Consider the following 22952-nt stretch of genomic DNA (forward strand, 5'->3'; position numbering starts at 1 on the left):
GTGGATCAGAGGTGACGTTTTGAAAAAGGCAGGTAAGAAAAATGCCTATATTCCGCGGGTGCTGATGATGGTGCTGACTACCGTTTTAATCGGCGTGATCGTGGCGATCATGCAGGTGGTGGGGCAGATCCAGGGCACGGCGAGGGTGGTCAACTATGCGGGCCTGGTTCGCGGCGAGACACAGCGCATCATCAAGCTGGAAAACGCCAGCCTGCCGCAGGACGGTATGATCGATGATGTGACCTCGTTTATCGCAGGTCTGCGATTTGGCAGTAAGGAGCTGCAGTTGGTGCGGCTGAACGACGTTAACTTCCAAAACAAAATGGCTGAGCTTTCCGATGAGTTTGAAACGCTGAAAAAGGAGATCCAGCTCGTGCGCACGGTCGGCTACCACCAAACCGATATTATCCAGCAGAGTGAGGATTTCTTTGCCATCTGCGACGAGGCAACTGGCCTGGCGGCGGCCTACTCCCAGCGCCGTGCCACAATTTTGAGTTACCTAGAAAATGTAGCCGTAGCGGACATCGTTGCCCTGGTGGCGCTGATTGCCCTGGAGCTGTTCCACGCGCTGCAGTTTGCAGCCCAGAACCGTGTGCTGCAAACCAAGGTTTACAAAGATGAAGCAACCGGCCTGCCCAACAAAAACAAATGCGAGGAACTGCTGAACCGGAAGGAATCGATCCCAGCAGAGAAGCAGGTCGCCGTTTGCGTGTTTGATCTAAATAACCTGCGCACTATCAACAATACAATGGGCCACGAAAAGGGTGACGAGTATATCCGCAATTTTGCCCAGGAATTGCGCATCGCTGCGCCTGAGGACCAGTTTGTGGGCCGCGATGGCGGCGATGAATTCTTGATGATTCTGCGCGGGATGGACCATGCCGCCGTGCGCCATTGCCTGCAGCAAATTCGTCATCATATTCTGGACTACTCAGCCCACCACCCCGAAATGCCGATGAGCTATGCGGTCGGCTACGGTCTTTCCACCGACCTGGAAGGGCCCACCATGCGGGAACTGTTCCGCGAGGCCGACAAAAACATGTACATCGACAAAAACCGCGCCAAGATGGAGGAGGCCGATGTACAGCACCGCATCAATCTGGCCATGCTCAACTTTGTCAAAAAGCAGGGCTACCATTTCTCGTCGTGCCTGTATTGCGACGCCCAGCAGGACCGCTACCGTGCCCTGCGCGCCGGGGCAGAGACTTTTCTGGCGGCGGATGGCAACTACACCGGCGCTGCCGAGCAGATCGCTTGGCAGCTGTGCGAGGCAGGCCAGCGGCATGCCCTGCGCGACGCGCTGCAGCTGGCCAACTTGCAGCAGATGTTAAAACCGGACGCGCCGCTGGTACTGGAGTTCCAGCGCAAAGACGAAGATACCATCCACCGCGGCCGTCTGACCGCGCTGTATGGCGATGCGGTCGACGGCAAGCTGCATCACTTTGTCTTGGGAATAGAATATTTCCGTGACAGCGACGAAAAAATCGTCAACGAGCGCAAGCCCCTGACCCAATACTACGAGCAGGTCAAGCAATCCATCCTGGAAAGCGGCGACTACGTGGACGCCTTGATGCAGATGGCCGAGGCCGTCTACACCGTGGACCTGACCCACGACAGCGTTGAGAACATCTTCTGCCGTGAGGGCGCGCGGGAGCGCATCAACGCCAAGGTGGAGGTGCCATGCTCCTACGACGAATACTGCCGCATCCGCAGCGATCTGGTCAGCCCGGACACACGGGAGAACTTCCGCATTATGGACTCCTCAGCCAAGATGCTGGAACGCTACCGCAACGGCGAACGGCAGGTGACCGTCGAATACCAGGAGACTACCGCTGACGGCGGGCATATTTGGCTGCAGAAAACGATGCTGATGTCCGAGGACACCGTCTACGACCGCCAACTGGGCCACGAACGGACGATCCTCTACGGCATCACACTGCTGAAAGACACCTCGGCCTTCCACGAAAAAGATGAGCAGGAGAACCGCCGCCTGGAGGCCGCCTATCAGGCGGCTGACTTCGAGAGCAAGGCCAAGACCGAATTCCTGAACCGCATGAGCCATGATGTGCGCACGCCCATCAACGGCATTATGGGCATGCTGGACATCATCCGCAGCCACCGGGACGATGAAGCCCGTGTGGACGATTGCCTGCAAAAAATCCAGCTTTCCGCCAGCCACTTACAAGCGCTGGTCAACGACGTGCTGGACATGAGCAAGCTGAAATCCAAGGAGACTACGCTGGAAAAGGTGCCCTTTGAGCTGACCGCGCTGCTGAAAGAAGCTGCGGACCTTGTGGACGCCCAGCTGATCGAGACCGGCATCACCCACACCCGCCATGAACCGGAGTGCAGTCACACCCATCTGATCGGCTGCCCCGTGCAGCTGCGGCAGATCATGGTGAACCTGCTCAGCAATGCCATCAAGTACAACCGCCCCAACGGCCGCATAGACACCTATACCAAAGAACTTTCCTATGAGAACGGCACCGTCTGGTACGAGTTTACCATCACCGATACCGGCGTGGGCATGAGCGAGGCGTTTGTAAAGAACGAATTGTTCCGCCCCTTTACGCAAGAAAAATCCGATGCCCGCACCCAGTACAAGGGCACCGGCCTGGGGATGTCTATCGTCAAGGAGTTGCTGAACAAACTGGGCGGTTCCATCCAGGTAAGCAGCACCCTGGGGCAGGGCACGACCTTTGCGTTCCGCCTGCCCTTTGCGGTGGACACACAGGATGAAGAAACGCAGGCGCTTATCAGCACGGACAAATCCTGTAAGCTGGCCGGTGTGCAGGTGCTTCTGGTCGAGGACAATGAGATCAATATGGAGATCGCTGAATTTTATCTGACCGAGCGCGGTGCGGCCGTGGCCAAGGCCTGGAACGGCCGGGAAGCTGTAGAAAAAGTCAAAGCCGAACCCCGGCGCTTTGACGTTGTGCTGATGGATGTGATGATGCCGGTGCTGGACGGCCTGGCAGCTACGCGGGAGATCCGCGCCCTGCCGTACCCGGCAGCTGGGGTGCCCATCCTGGCCATGACGGCCCAGGATGCCAGGGAGGCTGCGCAGGAGTGCAAAGACGCTGGTATGAACGACTACCTGGCCAAGCCCGTGGACCCGGACCGCATGGCGGAGAAGATACTGCACTGGACCCGTCAGCAGGCAGAAACTTCCAGCCCGGCACAACCTGCCGCTACTTGACAAAAACGCATGGTTATGTTACACTAACCATACTTCACAGCTAACCAGATTCCCTACACCTTGCGTGCGGGGAATTTTTATGTGCCAAAGGTTAGCTGATACTAACTTTTTATAGAGAGGGTACTTATGCAATCCAACAACAAACTTACCATCCCGGATCTGATCTCCATCGGCGTGTTTACGGCTATCTACTTTGTGCTGGTCACCATCGCCACCTTTGCCAGTGCGTTGCTGCTGCCTGGTGTGTCCAACATCTTTTTGCCTGCCATCGCGGCGCTGATCTCTGGCAGCGTCTACATGCTGCTGGCGGCCAAACTGCAAAAGTTCGGCGGCATCACCATCATGGGTCTGGTCATGGGGCTGTTTTTCTTCGTCTCCGGCCACTTTGTGTTGTCCTTTGCTGCCAACATCCTGTTCGGCGTCCTGGCCGATTGGGTGGCCTCGCTGGGCAAGTATTATGACCGCAAGCTGCTGTTCGTCAGCTACATCCTGTTCTCCTTCGGCCTTACCGGTCCCATTCTGCCGCTGTGGTTCATGAAGGATGCCTACGTGGCCGCCCTGCAGGCCCGCGGCAAGGACGCCGCCTATATCGACGCCCTGTTTGCGCCCATCAACACGGGAACTTTCATTGTCTGCCTTGTGTCTATTCTGGTGTGCGCGGTCATTGGCGGGCTGTTTGGTCAAAAGATGATCAAAAAGCACTTCGCCAAAGCAGGTATCGTCTGATGCGGTTCCGCATGGACCCGCGTGCCAAGCTGTATTTGCTACTGCTGGCGAACCTGATGCTCTTTTTCCACGTCAGCCTGGCGGCGGAGGCTATCATGGCGGCGCTGTTTCTGCTGTTGTTTTTCCTCTCCGGGTGCTATGCGGCTGGGCTGCGGCTGACAGCCATCTACGGTGTGCTGCTGGCGCTGGACCTATGGGCTGTGCCCCGGGCCGAGAACAGCCCGTTTCTCAATGTGGTGGCCCTCTTCTCGGTAGGCATCCGCATGATGCTGCCCTGCATCATCACCGGTGCGTATGCGTTTTCCACTACCACGGCGGGGGAACTGGTCTGCGCGCTGCGCAGCATGCACGTGCCGGAAAGCATCATCATCCCTTGCGCGGTGGTCATCCGCTTTTTCCCCACGGTGGGCGAGGACTACCGCCAGATCCGCGCGGCCATGGCGCTGCGCGGCATCGCTGAGGGCAAAGCGGCGCTGCTGCTCCACCCGGCACAATTGCTGGAGTACATCCTGATGCCACTGCTGATGAACGGTAACAACGTGGCGCAGGACCTCTCGGTCGCGGCGCTGACGAAGGGGATCGGCCTGCCGGGGCGGCACACCAGCATGATCGAACTGTGCCCCAAGGCGGCGGACATTCTCTACTCGCTGCTCTGCACGCTGCCGATGCTGCTCTTCTGGGGAGGTGTGCTGTGATGGCAGAAAATAATACCAACGCCCCGCTGATTGAGACCAGTGCCGTCGGCTTTACCTACCAGGGAAGCGAGACCCCAGCTCTGCAGGATGTGACCCTGTCCATCGGGGCAGGGGAGTGCGTGCTGCTGTGCGGCAAAAGCGGCTGCGGCAAAACCACCTTCACCCGTCTGCTCAATGGCTTAGCTCCGGCGTTTTTCCCCGGCCGGATGCTGGGCAGCTGCCGCGTAGGCGACCTGCTGGCAGGCACCGCCGCCATCGAGGAATACGTGCCGCTGGTGGGCAGCGTGTTCCAAAACCCCAAGACCCAATATTTTAATGTGGACACCACCGCCGAGCTGGCCTTCCCCTGCGAGAATGTGGGGATGCCCTCGGCCGAGATCCGCAGCCGCGTGCAGGATTGCGCCCGGCGGTTCGGCCTGACTGGGCTGATGGACCGCAGTATCTTCCGCCTGTCTGGCGGCGAGAAGCAGCGCATCGCCTTTGCCGCCGCCAGCATGCTGGGTCCGCGCCTGTTGGTGCTGGACGAACCCACCAGCAACCTGGACGCCGGAGCCATCGTACAGCTGCACGATATGATCGCCGCAATGAAAGAGGCGGGCGTCACCATCGTACTGGCAGAGCACCGCCTGGCCTGGATCACCGACCAGGCGGACCGCTATTTCTTCTTTGAGGAGGGCCGCCTGGCTGCCCAGTGGACGGCTGCCGCGTTTGCCGCCCTCACGGCGAAGGCCCTTACCGCCCGCGGTCTGCGTGCCCGGGAACTGGCAACCTGCCGCGCCCGCTTGAGGGAAAAGTCGGCGGCCTCCAATGGGCCAGCCCCGGCGCAGGCGGCCATTCAAAGCAAAGGGGTGACCTTGGGCTACAGCAAGCGCAGCCCCATCCGCACACTGCCTGACTTCTCGCTGGCCTATGGTGAGATCGTGGGCCTGATGGGCCACAACGGCATTGGCAAAAGTACGCTGGCACGCACCCTTTGCGGGCTGCTCAAACCTCTGGGCGGGCAGATCCTCTGGGACGGCGCACCGGCCAAGCCCCGCAGCTGCACCCGCCGCAGCTTTTTGGTTATGCAGGATGTCAACTATCAGCTGTTCAGCGACAGCGTGCGGGAGGAAGTGCTGCTGGGCGCTGCCCAACCGGAACGCTGTGACGAGATATTGGCCGCCCTGGGCCTGACTACGTTGGCCGACCGCCACCCCATGAGCCTGAGCGGCGGGCAGAAGCAGCGCGTTGTGGTGGCCGCGGCCATGCTCTCCGGCAAGGATCTGATCGTGCTGGACGAGCCCACCAGCGGCCTGGACCATGCCCACATGCAGCAGGTCGGCCAGCTGTTGCAGCAGTTAAAACAGGCAGGCAAAATCGTGCTGGTCATCACCCACGATGAAGAACTGGCCGCCGATTGGTGCGACCGCGTGATCCAGTGGAACGACAAGGAGGAAAGAGGACGATGAACTACCAACAAAAAGATTGGCTGGGCAGCTGGCAGAATTTTGAGAGCTATCTGGTCAGCACCGCCCCCGCCATGCAGGCATGTTGGACGCAGGCCGAAGAAGCCGCCAAAGCCCTGCCGATGTTTCAGGCGGGCGTAAAAACGTTCTGGCAGCGGGCGTGCGGCACGGCACTGGCAGGCCCCGTACTGGGTGGCTGGCAGATCGAAGCTGCCAACGCCCAGGACCTGCGCATCACCTGGCTGGATGCTGCCGGTCAGCCGCTGGACAGCGCCGTTTACCACTTTACCGGCGCACTGGAAAAAGGGCTGGAGGGAAAAGTCTGTGCCAAGTTTGAGACCGCCGGTGCCCTGCAGCACCCGCAGTTCCGCTGCCTGCTGGCCATGCCGCCGATGCCGGAGCGCACCGCCCGTGCCCATGGCGGCTTGCTGAGCCACCTGCATTTCCAGTATGCAGCCGGCTGGACCGCCCTTGTTGGTACAGACGGCAAGCTCAGCCATCCCATGTGGTACCCCACCATGTGCGATGGTGCAGGCACCCTGCTGGAGCAGTGCAACATTGTGCGAGCCATGCACCATCTGACCTGCTGGACCGAGCTGCCTGTGTGAATCCTGTCGAATCGCTGAAAAGTCCCCCTTCTTTTTTGGCGCAAAAGTCAATTGTATGTGCCGCAGTCCTGTGCTATCATACAATTAAGAATGGTTTGTTTAATTGCAACCAAGTGCAGGAGGAGTCAATATGAAAACCAAACAGGAACTGGCCGGTATCTACGTAGCCAGCATTACTGCGTATGACCAGGCGGGCAATGTGGACGCTGCCGCGCTGCAAAAACTGATGCAGCGCAACATCAACGAGGGCGCTGCAGGCTTCTTTGTGGGCGGCAGCAGCGGCGAGTGTTTTATGCTGACCGAATCCGAGCGCGTGCAGGTGTTTGAAGCTGCCGCAGCCTACGCCGGTAAAACGAATCTGATTGCCCACGTGGGCGCCATCGGCACCGCCGAGGCCGTCCGCTACGCCGAGGCCGCTATGGGCATGGGCTACGATGTGGTTGCCGCCACCGCCCCGTTCTACTATGGCTTCTCTCCCAAAGAGGTCTGCCGCTACTACTACGACATTGCTGAAGCTTCCGGAAGCCCGGTGCTGATCTACAACTTCCCCGGCAATACCCACCGCGAATTTGACGTTGCCAACCCGGATTACATCCAGCTGTTCAAGAGCGGTGCTATCCTGGGCGTCAAGCAGACCAACTACAACCTGTTCCAGATGGAGCGCATCCTCAACCTGAACCCAGACCTCATCGCCTTTGACGGTTACGATGAAACGATGGTTGCTGGCCAGGCCCTGGGCAGCAGCGGTTCCATCGGCAGCACCTTCAACATGATGCTGCCCCACTACAAGAAGATCTTCGACCTGTTCGACGCAGGCAAACGGGAGGAAGCCCTCGCCCTGCAGCACAAAGCCAACAACTGCATGGAGGCTATGTGCCGTGTGGGCCTGATCCCCGCCATCAAGTACGAGCTGGCCCGTCAGGGTTACCCCGTCGGCGAGGCCCGCCGTCCCTTCAGCCCCTTGACCGATGAGCAGAAAGCTTATGTGGACGGCGTGCTGGATGAGTATCTAGTTAAATAACTCCAATACACAATAAAAAATCCGCTGGGCGTTGCAGCCCAGCGGATTTTTGTATATTACAGGAAATTACAGCTTGCGCACCTTAAAGCGGATGCGCACGTAGTCTACGTACCACACGCCGTCGTGCAGCAGCACGGGGCGCAGATCCTCTACGGTCTCGTCGATGATCTGTGCCGCCAGCGCGGGATCGACCCCGGAAAAGGGAGCCGTATCAAACATACGGATCCAATCGGCCAGTCCGTCCGGGCCGTTTTGCTTGGTGGGGCGGTCAAACAGCGTGGCAAACTCCACACGGAAACCGGCCTTCTCCAGCAGCGGCGCGTACTCGCCTACGGTAGGGAAGTAGAAGGTGCGGAGGTAATGCAGCCCGTGGGCGGCAAACCGCTTTTCCAGTGCAGCATGCACCGTCTCGGCGCAGCCCTTGCCGCCAAACTCGCAGACCAGCAGGCCGCCAGATTTGATCTGGCTGGCAATGTGGTCCAGCATGGCCTGCTGCTTGTCGGCATCGATCCAGTGCAGCACGGCATTGGAAAACACCGCGTCCACCGGCTCGTCCAGCGTAAAGTCCAGCGCGTTGCCGGGCAGAAACTTCAGCTCCGGGTGACCCTCGCGAGCCAGCTCCAGCATCTCTGCCGAGGCATCTACGCCGGTTACATCATAGCCGCAGGCAGCCAGCTGCTCTGTCAGTGCACCGTTGCCGCAGCCCAGGTCTACCACGCGGGATCCGGGGGCGGCATCCAGCAGATCCATAACGGCTTCGCCGTACTGCGGCACGAACGAAAAATCCGTTTTGTACTTTTCAGCATCCCAGAAAATGTTCATGGGCCAAATCCGCACCTTTCTGTAAGCATTATTCCGGTAAAGCCTCGGGGGCTGCGTCCGTATCAACAGCCTCCGGCAGGCGGGGCGTGCGGCCGGTTTTTTCCATCATTTCCTCATACAGGCCGCTGGCGGCTTCGGGCGAGTAGCCGTACACCAAAAAAGCGTCCATCACGTAGGGGGAGTAGGGAATACCTGTCAGAGTCTTGGCAAAGGACATAGCCGCGATCTCGCCCAGCACCGACACGCCGGAACGGTTATGCAGCGGCTTGGGTGCCCACAGCTCGATCTTGTAGGTGCGGGTCCAGATCTCCTTCTTATACTTCTCCTCCACAAAGTGGAAAAGCTCATGCCCCAGCAGCAGCTTGGCAATATCCAGCTGGCCGGTCAGCGCATGGGAGACACCCGGCTCGCTTAACAAAGCGCGGCCTTTGCGGACGCCGTCCATATAGATGTGGATGTTGTTCGGCTCACGGAACTCCGCGAACAGGACACGCTCCGCATTCTGCGGCATATCAGGATAATCCACATTCAAGCCCAGCTGCTTGGCCAGCTTTTCAGGGTCACGCATACCGTACTGCTTCGCCAGCTTCTCAGCGTACTCACGCCCGCAGGCAATGGCCTGACGGGTAAGGTCAAGGCGCTGTTCATCATTGAACTTACCATTCAGCGGCTCGCGAGAAAAAGCATATTTGGCCCACTCGTCCTCAGGGATGCGGCAGAGATCTTCTACGATCATGCCTACCGGGCGTACCGTGTAATGGGGCATCTCGCCATAACGGGTGCGCTGCTTGCCAAACAGGCCGTCGGCAATGGGTTTGAGTAATTCCTGAAACCGTTCCTTTGTCATGTTCGTTCACTTTCCAAAAACGGCTCCGCAGAGCGCGGAGCCGTCTTTTGTGTTATTTGGGTTGAATCAGCGGACGTCGTTCACGGAAGCAACAACGATGATGTCCTCATCGGGCTCACGATCCATGATGTCCAGATCCATCAGCAGCATGACCTGATCCAGGTCAACAGCAGAGTAGTCGCAGACACGGGGGCCAACGCAGACGAAGTAGTCGGGACGCAGGACCGTATCAGTCTTGAACACGGCCATATCCTTCCACAGCTCTTCGACCTTCTCCTTGTACTCGCCAGCCTTGACCTTGGCGGCCACGCCGTCAGAGCACTGGACCTTGATGAAGCCCTTCTTATCGACGATGCGGATGGGATGACGATCGCCCATGTCGCCGGTGTAGACGTAGAACTTATCGGTCTTCTCAGCCAGATGGATGTTGGAGACCTTGGCACCAAAGTCTTCCTTAGCCAGCTGCTCAGCCTCAGCCTCGTCGCACTCCTTCAGCAGGTCAGTGGTCTTGACCTCGGTAGAACCGGTGGCGATAGCGGTGACCTTACCGGTCTGGCTGTCGATCTCGATATGAACTTCAACAGTGTCGGGAGAAGCACCGGAACCGATGGCGGCGTCGGTAGCTTCCTTCTTCAGCTCCTTGATGTCTTCCTGGGTCGGGTTCGGGATAACACGTTCGACAACGTCACGAACCATGGACAGGGCAACACCGATGGAGGAGATGACCTCGGCGTTCTCGGGAATGGAGTACTGCAGGCCCATCTTCTTGGCGCAGTAGGGGACCAGAGAGGCAGCACCGCCGCCGCAGCCAACCAGCTTCATGGCGTCATGGTCCAGCTGATACTTGTCAGCCAGGGCGTTGATGCAGGCGTTGACCTTCTCGAAGTCCTTGTCCAGGATCTGGGTAGCCAGCTCCTCAACGGTGATGCCCAGCTTGTCAGCAACGGGCTGCATGCACTTGCGGGCAGCGCTGGCGTTGCCGTGTGCGAAGTACTTCTCGTCGATCAGGCCCAGCACGTTGGCAGCGTCGGTGTTGGTGAAGCAGATACGCTTGCCGCTTGCCAGTTTGACGGCAACGTAGTCAGAGGGGTCACCCGGCTTCGGGCTCAGCATCTCGATGGTCAGCGGGCCGGCGTCGATCTCCTCCTCAGGAGTGAAGCAGGCGTACTCGCAGCCAGCGATGTGGGCGGAACGGGGGCCGACATCCTCAACGCCATGGTCGTTGATACGGACCATGGAACCACCGGCGCAGCCCAGGATGCGGACATCCAGAGAGTTGATGTAGGTATCGTGGCCGCCGATCTGGGCGTAGTCAACGCCGGGACGGCCGTTCTTGATAACACCGATGTTGGTGGTGGTGCCGCCGACCTCAAAGTAGATGGCGTTGGAAGCACGCAGATACATCAGGGAGCCCATGACGGAAGCAGCAGGGCCGGACAGAGCAGTCAGGATGGGACGCTTACGCATCTCGCTGATCTCCATAACGCCGCCGTCGCCGCGCATGATCATCAGGGGAACGGTAACGCCAGCGTTGCGGACAGAGCTCTCGGTGGCGTTTGCGGTAGCCATCATCTTGGGCAGAATGGAAGCGTTGATGGCGGCAGTGCGGGTACGGCGGGTCAGGCCGTACAGCTTGGTGATGTCAGAAGCCATGGAAACCGGCAGGCCCTGGGCCTCGGCCAGGTCATGGATCTTGACCTCTTCATCCATGTTGTCAACGCCGAAAGCCATGGAGGCAACGATAACCTGGCTGCCTTCACCGCACAGCTCTTTGATGGCGGCATTGATCTTCTCGTCGGTCATTTCCTTCTTCTTCAGGAACCTGTTATGCACGGGGATCTTACGGCCGACCTTCTCGTCCAGGACGATGTCCTTCAGGTTCAGCTGGCGCTTTGCCAGGAAGCCTTCCAGGCCGCCGCCTGCAACACCGATGACACCGACAGAAGCAACGTCGCCCTCGATGAAGGCGTTGGTTGCCTGGGTGGTGGAGTGCGCAACGAAGACGACGTCCTCAGGGGCAATGTCGTTCTCGGCCATGCAGTTTTTGAAGGACTGCACAACGCCGGCGGCAACGCCGTCCTTGTCGTCGTGGGTGGTCTTAACTTCGTTCTTGCCAATGATCTCATGGGTCAGGTTGTCCATGGCGACACACTTGGTGTAAGTACCGCCGACGTCAATGCCCATGCGAACAGCGCGATGTTCTGCCATTCAGTTTTCCTCCTAAATGTTTCTCAGTAGGGTAGGGGAGTGTTTCTTCTCCTTAAAAAGTAAGGTGCCGCCGCCTTCGAGGCGGCGGCACCCTAATTTACGGTTTAACTTACAGGTTCAAAGTGAATCAGACAAACCACTCGGCGCCCAGACCGCTCATGGTGACGAAGGTCAGGACGTACAGCAGGATGCCGCAGATGTAAGTCATGGGGATGGAGAGCTTCAGGTAATCCTTAGACTCAACCTTGGTGTAGGCAAGGCCCCAAGCAACCCAGGACTGGGTGATGCAGGAACCGATGTTGACGGTGATGGTGGGGATTGCGAAGACGCAATACAGGAACGGGACGCTGAAGGAAGCGACACCGCGCAGAACGCCCAGAGTAGCAGCACCGCAGCCAACCAGGGTCATAGGACCACGGAAGAGGCCCAGAGCCAGCAAGACGGCGAACAGGATGCAGACGACCAGCTCGCTCTTCGGCATGACGGGGCCCAGAACGGCCTTGAAGAACGGGGAAGCGTAAGTGGCAACACTGTTGAACATGGGCAGGGTCAGCAGGAAGCCAACCAGGGGTGCGGTATCAACAACGCCGTCATAGTACAGCTTGTTGACCAGCTGGCAATTCTCCTTGAAGGAGCCCTTCATCTTGCCGCAGAGGAACAGTGCAGCAAAACCAGCGATGACGAAACCGCCGATAACGGAGAAGTCGAGCCAGATCTTCAGCACAACGGGAACGATGGGCAGGATCAAGGTATACAGAGGAGCATCCTTCTGCTCGGAAGCGCCACGGGTCTGAGCGGCCCAAGCATGGCTGGTCTTGCTCTTCTTCAGGAAGAAGCCGGCCAGGATGGTGGTGACGACAACAGAGATGACCAGAGCGGCATAGCCCCACTTGCCAGCGTACCAGCCCAGGGTGAAGTCGGGCATCTCATCGACGTCGATGAAGAAAGCACGATACTGAGCGAAGTTGACGGGGTTCAGATAGATACCAGCGGCAACAGACTCCATGAAGCTGAACATGGCGATTGCCTTGGGAACACCCAGGGACATCATGATGGGCAGGACGATAACGCCGATGGCGATAACGGGGCCGGCACCGGTCATGGCGGTGAAGATGATAGCGGTAACGATGTTCAGCAGGGCGATGGTGACCATGGGCTTATCGCCGCCCAGCTCAACAGTCTTACGGATCAGGGTGGAAGCAATGCCGGTCTCCATCAGGACGCGGCCGAACCAAGCGCCCCAGCAGACGTTGACCAGCGTGGTGCCCCAGCCTTCGGGGGCGGACTGGTAGATCTTGTTCAGGATGGCAATGGCCTTAACAGGCTCGCCATTCGAATAGAAAGCAGTGGTGGACAGGAACTCGGGAGATTCAAAAGCAGCGCCCAGGAAGGACAGAGCAGTCCACAGAATAGTAATGATAAGGAAGCCGATCATCAGGTTGTGGCCCTTAATGCAGTAAAAAGCCAGGCCGAAGAACGTGAGGAGCAGCAAAATACCGACTACGAACTCCAAGGTAAATACCCCTTTCTTTAATTACAATGATTCTCTCCTGGCTGCTTGGCGCAGCCATTTGCCGGGAATATGCTTTCCTCCTTTCATACAGTATAAATTAGTACCTTATTCATATTACCAAAGCGGATACGGACCGTTTTGGTATTTAAGGCGTCCTTCCAAACGGTAGGGAAGCCTTAAGGCAAATTAAAAGTTGAGATCCTCAGATTTCTCGTTCTCGTAGAAGTACTGCGGGTATAACCGCCGCAGGTGGTCTGCGTCACGGGTGATGAATCCCAGATGCTGGTGGCACATTACGGCAATGGCCTCGGCATCACGCCTGCGTAAGCAGTCCAGCATCATGCGGTGCTCAGTCAAAGTGTTCTCCCAACTGGCAACGGCAACCATGTGTACCTTGTAACTGTAGGTCATGATCTGCAGCTGACGGATGCGCATCATGTCGCAGTTGATGAGGGAGATACTGTCCCACGCGTGTTCCCGCCCGCAGTATTCATAAAACAGGTGGTGCATGCGAGTGTCTTCATCCAGCAGATCGGAGGAGGCCTGGTCGTCGTAATACCGGCGCTGCTTGCGCAGGCTTTCTTCCAGAGCCTCAAACTGTTCTGGGGTGATGCCGGTGCTGCAAAGCTGGCGCAGGACACTTTCTTCCAGCACCGTCCGCAGAAAGACAGCGTGGTGCAGGCGGTTGATCGAGATCCGGCTGACCTGGGTGCCGCGCTGGGGAAAAACCTCTACGCAGCCTTCCTCAGCCAGGCGGGCAATCGCCTCGCGCACGGTAGCGCGGCCGGTACCCATCTGGGATGCCAGGGCGTTTTCACTCAGGAACTCTCCGGGCAGGAGGGTGAAGTCAATGATGCGGTGCCGAAGCTGGCTGTAAGCATCATCAGGCCCTGTGATCGCTGGTGGTGTAGTAAGCTGTGGCATGTACTGTACCTCGCTTCCCTGGGTGAACATTGCTGCATACTAGATGTAGTGGAACGGACCGGGGAAACCGCGGCCGGTCGCTGTGCATACAAGCAACTGCACACCAGTACCATCGGGTCTGACAATAAAATAGCACGCTTTCTTGGGATTTGCAAGCCTTTTTTGACACTTTTTCTTTTTTTCTGCGAGAAAGTTTGAATGTTTCGTCAAAATGAACAACAAGTTTTCAACAATTTTGGCATACAAGTCAGTCTTGCAATTTGTCGAGTGTTGCGTTATACTATAGGTGAACCTGGGGACAGCGCACGAAAATTGCTCTGCTCACACCAGCGGTACACTACAATACGGATACCATAGGATGTGGATGCGCTGGATTATTTACCCCACTAAGCCGGAAAGACTAACTATTAAAAGTCAAGCCGAAATGAGTGGAAAGGTGAGGAAAATGTAGGCGGTCAAAAAAGAGTATAACAAAGCTGACGCCCTGTTGGACGCCTGCTTGAGCCTATGAGAATAAAGGACTTATGCAGCGCTGCTGTAGGGTAGCCTGGACTTCTCTAAGGCATAAATCAACCGAACCAACTTCTTGGCCGCATGGGAGAGCGCAACATTGTAGTGCTTGCCCTCAGCCCGCTTCTTGGCAAGATAGGCAGAGAAGATTGGGTCCCAATGGCAGACGTATTTCGTGGCATTGTAAAGAGCGTAGCGCAGGTATCGGGAATCTCGTTTTTCCATGTGGGAATATGCGCCTGTGAGTGACATCTGCCCAGATTGGTAGGTAGATGGCGACATCCCGGCGTAGGCAAGGATTTTGTCCGGTGAATCGAACCGGGAGAAGTCCCCAATCTCAGCCAGAATCATTGCGCCCATCCGAACGCCGATGCCCGGAATGGTAGTAATGGGAGAAGCGATTTCCTCTATCATCGTCTGGATGGCAGCTTCAATGTCCTGAATTTCGGAATCCAGTTCGCGGATCAGGCGAATCGTATGCCGCAGTTCTAGGGACTTGGCCGGCATGACAGAGCCGACAGAACATCTGGCGGCATCCCGAAGTGTTACTGCCATGTCTCGCCCGTAGCGGCCTTTGGAGGCGTCGTGTAAGACGGCTTTCAAATGCGTCAGGTGCGCTTCGGCAACCTGTTTGGCGCCAGGAAACTCGCTGAGAAGTGCGTAAACTGACGCCATGTGCAATGTCGGCACCAACTTTTCAAGCTCTGGGAACAGAATTGTGACCAACCGAGAAACGGACTGCTTCAGCTTCGCTCTCTCGCGGACTTTGTCAAACCGGTATCTTGTGAGTGACTTTAACTCCTCGTTGTGGTATGCTGTGTCTGTGTAGGACTTGAGGTCCACATCAGACAAGAGCATAGCTGCAATGGTTCGCGCATCGACACGGTCAGTCTTGGTTTTGCGAAGGCTCAGGCTTTTCCGGTAGAGGTTGGTGTGCAGCGGATTGATGACATAGGTTGGCAGGCCTTTATCAAGCAGAAATCCGAGGATGTTGTAGCTGTAGTGTCCGGTAGCCTCAAGTCCTACTTTTATTTTATCCTTTGGGTTGGTACAGCAACTAATCGTCTGCAAGAGTGTGTTGAAGCCCTCTGCATTGTTCTGGATGGTGAATACATCCGCTAGAACTTCGCCCTCTGAACTGAGGATGAAGCAATCGTGCTTGTCCTTTGCAACGTCAATTCCAACGCAAACCATGAGAATACCTCCGCTGTGTTTATTTGATGCTGATTCCACAGAACACTTTACTCTTGTAACCTTGTTCTACATAAACCGTCTGGCGGTATCTAACTGATCAACAATACTGTAAAGAGCTGTGGTTGGAGCCTTTCAAGAACCGTCTTGCGGTAGGAGCTGATAACCAATCTACAGCATCCCTTACAGTGTAGCACAGTCCTTGGAGAGGGACTTTAAAAACTACTATTTTATAATACAAGGAGCTGATAAATATGCAGACGGATGTACGCAGTGTACGTGCCCCCGAAGAATCCGCCCGTGCGTTTGTTTATCGTGTCCTTTCTACTTATATAAAGGAGATGTTCCTGCATCCCGGCGTGAAACTGGCTGAGACCGATGTAGCCGCTGAGCTGCAGGTCAGCCGCACGCCGGTGCATGATACTTTCTCCCGCTTAGAGCGCGAGAAGATGCTGCGCCCGGTGCCCCGCGGGGCCGTGGTGCCGCCGCTGAACACCGACATGATCCGCCAGACGGTGTGGATGCACCGCACGGTCAGCCAGGCGGTTTTGGGCGAATTGTACAATCACCGCCCGACTACGCTGGAGCCGCTGGAGCATTGTGTGGCGGCCGAGCTGGAAGCCTTGCAGGGCGGCGCCATCATCAAAATGGCACGCCTGCATTTGGAGTTCCACCGCACCTTGTACTCTATGGCAGGGCGTGAGCCTGTCATGGATGTACTGGAGCGCAACAGCGGCGATTTGTACCGGCTGCTCCGCATGATGGAAAGCGCCGACCTCTGGCGCTATGTGGCCGAGCAGCACTCCACCGTCGTGCAGGGCCTGGCCATGCGTGACTACGAGATGGCGGCCCACGCGCTGGAAGCTGAGTTTGACCTGGTGAAGCCGCTTTTGGAAGAATGCCGCTACCAGCGGCCTTACTTCTTTGAATGATTTTATTTGAACCATTCCGGGACAGCCCTGCGGGCGCTGCCTGGCAGACAGACCCCGGTGGGAAATATATTATATATTACTATAAAGTAAACGGATTCGGAAGGAGCAACTACCTATGAAAATCGCAGTTCTTGGTTCCGGCGCCATGGGCGGGCTGTACAGCTCGTACCTGAGCCGCCACAACGAAGTGACCGTGATCGATGTAAACGCCGCACTGGTGGAAAAGGTGAACGACGAGGGCCTGGAAGTCCAGGAACCGGACGGCACCTCCAACGTCTTCCATCCCCACGCGGTTCTTTCTACCGAGGGCATGGGGCCTGTTGACCTGATCATCGTCTTCGTCAAGGCCATGTTCAGCGAAGGCGCCCTGAACAACAACAAGGGCATCATCGGACCCGACACCTACATCATGACCCTGCAGAACGGCAGCGGCCATGAGGATCTGCTGGGCAAGTTCGTCCCGCAGGATCATATCATCATCGGTACCACCCAGCACAACGCCAGCGTAGCCGGTTTGGGCGTCACCAAGCACGGCGGCAGCGGCATGACCCACATGGGCTGCGTTGTCGGCGAAGCTGCCCGGCTGCAGAAGTTTGCTGATGCCTTCACTGAGTGCGGCCTCGAGGCTGACGTTTCCGACGGCGTCCAGAAGATGATCTGGAACAAGCTGTTCACCAACGTTTCCGCCAGTGCCCTGACCGGTGCCCTGCAGGTGCCCCTGGGCTACATCTCTTCCAACGAGCACGCTTGGAAGCTCTGCTGCCAGCTGATCCGCGAGGCTGTGGATGCTGCCGCAGGCCTGGGCATGGACTTCGACTATGACGAAAAGGTCGCCGAGGTCAAGGCAGTCTGCGATAAGTCTCCCAACGGCCTGACCAGCATCTACGCTGACCTGCGCGACGGCCGCCGCAGCGAGGTCGATACCATCAGCGGCAGTGTTGTCCGCGCCGGCAAGAAGTCTGGCGTTGCTACCCCCAGCCATGAGTTCCTGGTCGAGCTGATCCACGCCATGGAGGGCCGCCCGAAGGCCTGATTTGGCACAAATCTTTTGTACTTCGGGGTGTCCGGAACCCGGATACCCTTGAAGATAAATGCACATTTTTAAAGGAGGATTTTCCCTATGTCTGAACAGCCTTTGACTTATGATTGGGTTGCTGGCAAACCGAAAGCCGTCCCCGCTGACAAGCTGCCCCCGAAAGAATACATGAAGGGCAACCTGCACATCGTCGACCTGAGCAAGTGCGTTGACCCGTACACCGAGAGCCGCCGCTGCAACCTGTGGCGCTTCAACACCGGTGGTGACGTGCCTGACTTCCACACCAACGTGGACATCGGCAGCCATCTGGGTACCCACTGCGAGTGCCCCTACCATCACGACTCCAACTGGCCCAGCGTTGCTGAGCTGCCCCTGGATCAGTTCATGGGCCGCGGCATCTACTGTGTGCTGGATCTGCCCGAGGATCATCAGATCACCGCTGCTGACCTGGAAGCCGCTATCGGTGACCGCGTCCAGCCCGGCGATACCGTCATCCTGGATAGCCCCCACAAAATCCCTCCCTTCACCAGCCTGACCGGCGGCCCCACTGACCACCGTCTGCAGGTCGGCGCTGAGATGGCTCAGTGGCTGGCTGACCGCAAGGTCCAGTGCGTTGGTTTCGGTGATGGCGTTGCCATCGAGGGTGACGTCCGCAACGTTAAGCCCTTCCACGACATCCTGATGGCTCAGAACTGCACCTTCCTGGAAGTTCTGTGCAACCTGGAGCTGCTCAAGACCGATACTTTCTTCATCAGCTATGCTCCGATGAACATCATCGGCCTGGACTCCTGCCCGACTCGCGTTTACGCAATCGAGGGTCTGCCCGGCTTCACCCGCTAAGTTATAGCAATTCAAAGGCTTCCCCTCTGCGGGGGAAGCCTTTTTCTGAAAAAGGAGAAGAAAACCATGGAAGGTTCGATGAAAAACCTGTTCGACCCGGCCGGTAAGGTAGCACTGGTCACTGGCGGCACCAGCGGCCTGGGTCATGCCATTGCCGAGGCGTTTTTGCAGAATGGTGTGGACGTTGCTGTCTGCAGCCGGCACCCCGAAAGCGCCCCCGAACTGGCCGAGTTGGCCGCCGCCGAAGGCCGCCGCTACCTGCCCGTCTACTGCGACATCACCAAAGAGGAAGATATCGAGAAGATGGGCGACATCATCGAAAAAGAGCTGGGGCCCGTCACGATGCTGGTCAACAGCGCCGGCATGAACATCCTGAAGCATGCCGAGGATTACGACGCCGAGTCCTTCAATAAGGTCATGTCGCTGAACGTCCTGGGCACCCACAATGTCAGTAAAATGTGCGGCAAGCGCTGGATGATCCCCGCCCACAAGGGCCGTATTGTCAACCTGTCCTCTGCTAAGGCGTTCCTGGGTACCGACCGCGACTACACCGCCTACTGCGCCAGTAAGGGTGCCATCAACATGTACACCGCCCAGCTGGCCTGTGAGTGGGCCAAGTTCGGCATCTCGGTCAACGCCATTGCGCCGACCTTCGTCGTGACCCCCATCAACGCCGACCGCCTGTCCGACCCCGTATTCTACAACTCGCTGGTCAAGCGCATCCCTTACGGACGTCTGGGCACCGGCAAAGATATGGCCGCCGCAGTCCTCTTCCTCTGCAGCGAGGGCTCCGAGTTTATCACTGGTGTTACCCTCAAAGTGGATGGCGGCGTGACCTCTATGCAGTAATTTCCGCATAAGGAGAGCAAAATTATGATTTCTGGCAATATCCATGAAAAAAGCAACCTGGCCGTCCTGCCCGAGCCGCTGCAGCGCGCTGTGCAGTTCCTGAAGGACAACGACCTGGCTGCCCATGAACCCGGCAAGTTTGAGCTGGACGGCGACAAGATGATCCTGCAGGTCATCGACCAGTCCACTGGCCCCCGCGAGAACCTGCGCCCCGAATGTCACCGCAAGTATATCGACGTGCAGTTCCTGGCCGCCGGCGGCCCCGAGCGCATCGGCTGGTATCCTGACCTGGGCGATAACGAGGTGGACGAGAACCTGCTGGACACCCCGCGGGACATCTGCTTCTACAAGAATAACCCGAACGCCCGCGAAGGTGTCATCGAGATGCAGCCCGGCAGCTATGCAATGTTCTTCCCTTGGGATGTACACATCCCGGCCATCCAGGTAGGGGAGCCTGCCAAGATCCGCAAAATCGTCATCAAGGTCGCACTGGACACCTGCCTGTGACCTGAAGAAAGGAACCGCTGTGGAAATCGAAAAACATCTGGCCGAACTGGCCCAGGCTGACCCCCAGGCCCGCCGCACCGCTTTAGAAAACGCGCTGACCGCTGAGGGTCTGACCCCGGAGATCCAGGAATGTGAAGCGGATGAGCGCCGCAAGGCCGCCCGCAACTATCTGCTGTATACGGCCGACAAGGACGCCAAAGGACCGCTGTTCTGCGCCCATTACGACGCACACCCCGGCAGTACCGGCGCCAACGATAACGCTGCCGCCGTCTGTATCCTGATCGCCTTGGCCAAAGAGTTACAGCAGCGCAAGATACCGGCCACGATCGCCTTTTTCGATGGCGAGGAATCCGGCCACAGCGGTGCCAAATTGTTTGAGGATGGCCGCAAGCGTGAGGTGAGCTGCGTGGTCAACCTGGATATGTGCGGTTACGGCGATACCATCGCTGTCTACGCCCGCGGCAGCGAGAACCGCGCCGGTGCGCGGACCTTCTGCGCCAAGGAACGGCTGGACGCCCACCACGGCGAACTGGTCAAGTATATGCCGGAGGGTGACAACGTTTGTTTCACCACCCGCCGCCAGCCGGTGGTCAGCATTGCCGTTATGCCCAGGTGGGACACCAAGTACCTGACGGCCATGGCCGCCCAGGGCATGGGCCTGCTGGGCCGCAGCCCCGAGTTCAAGATGATGCTGGGGGAGATGGAAGTCGCCTCCACCATGCACGGCGGCTTCCGCGATGCCATCAAGTGGGTCCAGCCCGAGGCCATGCAGATGCTGTATGACTACCTGCTGGACGCCATGACCACCCCGCCCCCGGCCAAAAAGCTGTTCGGCATTCTCTGAACAACTTTACCCGCAGCTCCGCGCAGCAGCAGGGGGGCAGCTTCCTGACAGCACAGCTGCCTGTTCAGATAAAGAAAGACTGCCGCACGGCTTTGGCAACAAAGCTGCGCGGCAGTTTTTGTGTTTTTGTTATACACTTACGTTGTCGATGGTAAAATAGCCCGGGTAGCGCTCGATCTTGTCCATCAGGTTGCCCCTGAAGCTGGTCAGATGCTCGCTGATCTTCACCTCGGGCTGCACGTTGTCCGGCAGGCCCATCAGCAGATAATCGCAAAATTCCCGGTGCTGGCGGGTCACACGGTCGTAATCGCAATCGCCATCCAGCGCATCGAGATAGCGCAGCCGGTCGTAGTGGGAGACCAGCCCGCGGATAGCCAGCCAGGTGTGGCTGCGCCCGCCGAAGTAGTACATCAGACGGTGGAACTCGTCGTCCAGATGGATGAACTCATCCACGGCGTCGGGCATGCGGGGCCGCAGGCTTTCCTGGTGGCACATGCAATCCCAAAGTTCCTGCACCTGGCTGCGGCCGATCTTACCAGCCACATCCTTTAATAATGCACTTTCCAGCAGCAGACGGGTGGAGTAGCCCTCCTTGACCAGCGCTGGGTCGATGCGGCTGACCTGGGTGCCCCGCTGGGGGAAGATCTCGATCAGCCAATCGTTGTGCAGTGTGGTGATGGCTTCATGCACCGGGGTACGGCTCATCTGGAACAGCTTGGCAATCTCGATCTCGCTCAGCGGTTCGCCGGGCTTTAAGCGGAATGTCATGATATTCATGCGCAGCACGCGGCAGGCGTACTCGCGGTTGCTCTCTTTGGGGCGTGGCTGGGGAACCAGCAGATCCATCGCAGACCCTCCTTTGTTGGACGCATACGATATATAGTCTTTCCACTAATATATCAGTTAAAAATCCAACATGCAACCCATTTGGCAAAACTTTGTGCAAAAGCATGATTTTTACAGAGAAAATCTGGTAAAATCAACAGTTGCAATTCGGTTTAAGCTGTGTTATGCTGATAATATCAACGGATAAGCTGATATATCAGCGAACATCCGGCGAAGCAAGAAAAAAGCAGACACAACAAGACCACCGCGCTGATCAAAAAGGAGAGAATGAATATGAGTATTCGCGTACCTTATGAAACTGTCAAATCTACCGTTACGCAGGCATTCCTGAATCTGGGCCTGAGCCAGGAGAAGGCTGAAAAGTGCGCTGAGATCCACACCGAGAGCAGTCTGGAAGGCATCGAGAGCCACGGCCTGAACCGTGTGCCCCGCTTTGCCGAGTATGTCCAGAAGGGCTGGGTCGACATCAATGCTGAGCCCGAGCTGGTCGGTGCAAAGGGCGCTGTTGAGAACTATGACGGCCACCTGGGCATTGGCACTCTGAACGCCACCTTCTGCATGGATCGCGCTGTGGCCCTGGCCAAAGAGCACGGCATCGGCTGTGTTGCCCTGAAGAACACCACCCACTGGATGCGCGGCGGTTCTTACGCCTGGCAGGCTGCCCAGGCCGGTTTCATCGGTATCAGCTGGACCAACACCGAGAGCTGCATGCCCATGTGGGGCTCCAAAGTCCCTGGCGTCGGCAACAACCCGTTCTGCATCGCCATCCCGCGTAAGAGCGGCCCCATCGTCCTGGATATGGCCATGAGCCAGTACGCTTACGGCAAGCTGGGCGTCTATCGTCTGGCCGGCAAGCAGCTGCCTTTCCCCGGCGGCTTCGATAAGGACGGCAACCTGACCAGCGATCCCGGCGCCATCGAGGCTTCCGGCCGCATCCTGCCCACCGGTTACTGGAAGGGCTCCGGCATGGCCATCGCCCTGGACCTGGCTGCCGCTGCTATGGCTAACGGCAAGACCGGCGCTGATCTGGACCGTGAGGGCCAGGGCAGCTGCACCGGCTGCTGCCAGATCTTCATCGCCTACGATCCGTACCTGTTCGGCGAGGAAGAGGAGATCCAGGCTAAGTTTGATGACCGCGTAGCCGCTGCTGATGCTACCACCCCGGAGAAAGAGGGCGGCCATGTCACCTGCCCGGGCGAGCGCACCGCTGCTACCCGTGCCCGCAACCTGGCTGAGGGTGTTGTTGTGGATGAGCAGGTCTGGCAGCAGTGCCTGGATCTGGCTGCCGGCAAGATGGACACCAAGGACATCGCCAGCACCTGCATCCTGGACAACATGAAGGAAGACGAGAAGAAGTAATTCTTCCCGCTGCTGAAACACAAGTCCCTA

Annotated in this window: 20 protein-coding genes; 13 read left to right on the forward strand and 7 right to left on the reverse strand. The window is 57.8% G+C overall.

All coding sequences use genetic code 11. The features are described 5' to 3' along the window. Positions 1-19 precede the first annotated feature (19 nt). From OGM81_10205 to OGM81_10230, 6 genes are all read left to right on the forward strand, one after another. Complete coding sequence (locus OGM81_10205) at positions 20-3199, forward strand: response regulator (protein UYJ42707.1); 3180 nt, start codon at positions 20-22, stop codon at positions 3197-3199. A 126-nt stretch (positions 3200-3325) separates the two neighbouring features. Further along, on the forward strand, positions 3326-3925 hold the full coding sequence (locus OGM81_10210; GenBank protein ID UYJ42708.1) for an MptD family putative ECF transporter S component: 600 nt from the start codon (positions 3326-3328) through the stop codon (positions 3923-3925). Then, positions 3925-4620: an energy-coupling factor transporter transmembrane protein EcfT gene (locus OGM81_10215; GenBank protein UYJ42709.1), complete on the forward strand. Its 696-nt coding sequence runs from the start codon at positions 3925-3927 to the stop codon at positions 4618-4620. The genes OGM81_10210 and OGM81_10215 overlap by 1 nt, the downstream gene beginning before the upstream one ends. After that, positions 4620-6068 (forward strand): energy-coupling factor ABC transporter ATP-binding protein, encoded by a 1449-nt coding sequence (locus OGM81_10220; protein UYJ42710.1) that lies wholly within the window; start codon positions 4620-4622, stop codon positions 6066-6068. The genes OGM81_10215 and OGM81_10220 overlap by 1 nt, the downstream gene beginning before the upstream one ends. Further along, positions 6065-6673 (forward strand): hypothetical protein, encoded by a 609-nt coding sequence (locus OGM81_10225; protein ID UYJ42711.1) that lies wholly within the window; start codon positions 6065-6067, stop codon positions 6671-6673. The genes OGM81_10220 and OGM81_10225 overlap by 4 nt, the downstream gene beginning before the upstream one ends. A gap of 130 nt (positions 6674-6803) precedes the next feature. Beyond that, the gene (locus OGM81_10230) at positions 6804-7694 is read left to right on the forward strand and encodes a dihydrodipicolinate synthase family protein (GenBank protein ID UYJ42712.1); all 891 of its coding nucleotides are present in this window, start codon (positions 6804-6806) and stop codon (positions 7692-7694) included. 66 nt (positions 7695-7760) lie between these two features. Here OGM81_10230 and OGM81_10235 read toward each other — a convergent pair whose 3' ends face one another. The 6 genes from OGM81_10235 to OGM81_10260 form a co-directional block, all read right to left on the reverse strand. Further along, complete coding sequence (locus tag OGM81_10235; GenBank protein UYJ42713.1) at positions 7761-8516, reverse strand: methyltransferase domain-containing protein; 756 nt, start codon at positions 8514-8516, stop codon at positions 7761-7763. A 28-nt stretch (positions 8517-8544) separates the two neighbouring features. Continuing rightward, on the reverse strand, positions 8545-9363 hold the full coding sequence (locus OGM81_10240) for a hypothetical protein (GenBank protein ID UYJ42714.1): 819 nt from the start codon (positions 9361-9363) through the stop codon (positions 8545-8547). Between the two features lie 66 nt (positions 9364-9429). Continuing rightward, the gene (locus tag OGM81_10245; GenBank protein UYJ42715.1) at positions 9430-11571 is read right to left on the reverse strand and encodes a hydantoinase/oxoprolinase family protein; all 2142 of its coding nucleotides are present in this window, start codon (positions 11569-11571) and stop codon (positions 9430-9432) included. 127 nt (positions 11572-11698) lie between these two features. Then, positions 11699-13084: a citrate transporter gene (locus tag OGM81_10250; protein UYJ42716.1), complete on the reverse strand. Its 1386-nt coding sequence runs from the start codon at positions 13082-13084 to the stop codon at positions 11699-11701. 186 nt (positions 13085-13270) lie between these two features. Then, positions 13271-14008: a GntR family transcriptional regulator gene (locus tag OGM81_10255; protein UYJ42717.1), complete on the reverse strand. Its 738-nt coding sequence runs from the start codon at positions 14006-14008 to the stop codon at positions 13271-13273. 522 nt (positions 14009-14530) lie between these two features. Beyond that, entirely contained in the window at positions 14531-15712 is a 1182-nt protein-coding gene (locus tag OGM81_10260) for an IS110 family transposase (protein UYJ42718.1), read from the reverse strand. Positions 15713-15963: 251 nt separating this feature from the next. Between OGM81_10260 and OGM81_10265 the strand changes: the two genes are divergently transcribed. The 6 genes from OGM81_10265 (at position 15964) to OGM81_10290 (ending at position 20717) form a co-directional block, all read left to right on the forward strand. Then, the gene (locus tag OGM81_10265) at positions 15964-16641 is read left to right on the forward strand and encodes a GntR family transcriptional regulator (GenBank protein ID UYJ42719.1); all 678 of its coding nucleotides are present in this window, start codon (positions 15964-15966) and stop codon (positions 16639-16641) included. 115 nt (positions 16642-16756) lie between these two features. Next, positions 16757-17674: a 2-dehydropantoate 2-reductase gene (locus OGM81_10270; GenBank protein ID UYJ42720.1), complete on the forward strand. Its 918-nt coding sequence runs from the start codon at positions 16757-16759 to the stop codon at positions 17672-17674. Positions 17675-17845: 171 nt separating this feature from the next. Then, a complete protein-coding gene (locus tag OGM81_10275) occupies positions 17846-18517 on the forward strand; it encodes a cyclase family protein (protein UYJ44994.1) in 672 nt (223 codons plus the stop codon). A gap of 66 nt (positions 18518-18583) precedes the next feature. Further along, entirely contained in the window at positions 18584-19366 is a 783-nt protein-coding gene (locus tag OGM81_10280; protein ID UYJ42721.1) for an SDR family oxidoreductase, read from the forward strand. A gap of 24 nt (positions 19367-19390) precedes the next feature. Beyond that, entirely contained in the window at positions 19391-19873 is a 483-nt protein-coding gene (locus OGM81_10285; protein ID UYJ42722.1) for a YhcH/YjgK/YiaL family protein, read from the forward strand. A gap of 19 nt (positions 19874-19892) precedes the next feature. After that, positions 19893-20717 carry a M28 family metallopeptidase gene (locus tag OGM81_10290; protein ID UYJ42723.1) on the forward strand — a complete coding sequence of 275 codons (825 nt, stop codon included), beginning with the start codon at positions 19893-19895 and terminating at the stop codon, positions 20715-20717. A gap of 129 nt (positions 20718-20846) precedes the next feature. Here OGM81_10290 and OGM81_10295 read toward each other — a convergent pair whose 3' ends face one another. Further along, a complete protein-coding gene (locus tag OGM81_10295) occupies positions 20847-21563 on the reverse strand; it encodes a GntR family transcriptional regulator (protein UYJ42724.1) in 717 nt (238 codons plus the stop codon). Between the two features lie 273 nt (positions 21564-21836). Here OGM81_10295 and yiaK point away from each other — a divergent pair, with 273 nt between their 5' ends. Next, entirely contained in the window at positions 21837-22922 is a 1086-nt protein-coding gene (gene yiaK, locus OGM81_10300; protein UYJ42725.1) for a 3-dehydro-L-gulonate 2-dehydrogenase, read from the forward strand. Positions 22923-22952 lie beyond the last annotated feature (30 nt).

The sequence above is a fragment of the Oscillospiraceae bacterium genome (assembly GCA_025758045.1).
GTDB lineage: Bacteria > Bacillota > Clostridia > Oscillospirales > Ruminococcaceae > Gemmiger.

What these genes read in the sequence shown, in the direction of transcription:
- OGM81_10210 (UYJ42708.1), top strand. Translation starts at nt 3,326, where the DNA reads ATGCAATCCAACAACAAACTTACCATCCCGGATCTGATCTCCATCGGC.
- OGM81_10215 (UYJ42709.1), top strand. Translation starts at nt 3,925, where the DNA reads ATGCGGTTCCGCATGGACCCGCGTGCCAAGCTGTATTTGCTACTGCTG.
- OGM81_10220 (UYJ42710.1), top strand. Translation starts at nt 4,620, where the DNA reads ATGGCAGAAAATAATACCAACGCCCCGCTGATTGAGACCAGTGCCGTC.
- OGM81_10225 (UYJ42711.1), top strand. Translation starts at nt 6,065, where the DNA reads ATGAACTACCAACAAAAAGATTGGCTGGGCAGCTGGCAGAATTTTGAG.
- OGM81_10230 (UYJ42712.1), top strand. Translation starts at nt 6,804, where the DNA reads ATGAAAACCAAACAGGAACTGGCCGGTATCTACGTAGCCAGCATTACT.
- OGM81_10235 (UYJ42713.1), bottom strand. Translation starts at nt 8,516, where the DNA reads ATGAACATTTTCTGGGATGCTGAAAAGTACAAAACGGATTTTTCGTTC.
- OGM81_10240 (UYJ42714.1), bottom strand. Translation starts at nt 9,363, where the DNA reads ATGACAAAGGAACGGTTTCAGGAATTACTCAAACCCATTGCCGACGGC.
- OGM81_10245 (UYJ42715.1), bottom strand. Translation starts at nt 11,571, where the DNA reads ATGGCAGAACATCGCGCTGTTCGCATGGGCATTGACGTCGGCGGTACT.
- OGM81_10255 (UYJ42717.1), bottom strand. Translation starts at nt 14,008, where the DNA reads ATGCCACAGCTTACTACACCACCAGCGATCACAGGGCCTGATGATGCT.
- OGM81_10260 (UYJ42718.1), bottom strand. Translation starts at nt 15,712, where the DNA reads ATGGTTTGCGTTGGAATTGACGTTGCAAAGGACAAGCACGATTGCTTC.
- OGM81_10265 (UYJ42719.1), top strand. Translation starts at nt 15,964, where the DNA reads ATGCAGACGGATGTACGCAGTGTACGTGCCCCCGAAGAATCCGCCCGT.
- OGM81_10270 (UYJ42720.1), top strand. Translation starts at nt 16,757, where the DNA reads ATGAAAATCGCAGTTCTTGGTTCCGGCGCCATGGGCGGGCTGTACAGC.
- OGM81_10275 (UYJ44994.1), top strand. Translation starts at nt 17,846, where the DNA reads ATGAAGGGCAACCTGCACATCGTCGACCTGAGCAAGTGCGTTGACCCG.
- OGM81_10280 (UYJ42721.1), top strand. Translation starts at nt 18,584, where the DNA reads ATGGAAGGTTCGATGAAAAACCTGTTCGACCCGGCCGGTAAGGTAGCA.
- OGM81_10285 (UYJ42722.1), top strand. Translation starts at nt 19,391, where the DNA reads ATGATTTCTGGCAATATCCATGAAAAAAGCAACCTGGCCGTCCTGCCC.
- OGM81_10295 (UYJ42724.1), bottom strand. Translation starts at nt 21,563, where the DNA reads ATGGATCTGCTGGTTCCCCAGCCACGCCCCAAAGAGAGCAACCGCGAG.
- yiaK (UYJ42725.1), top strand. Translation starts at nt 21,837, where the DNA reads ATGAGTATTCGCGTACCTTATGAAACTGTCAAATCTACCGTTACGCAG.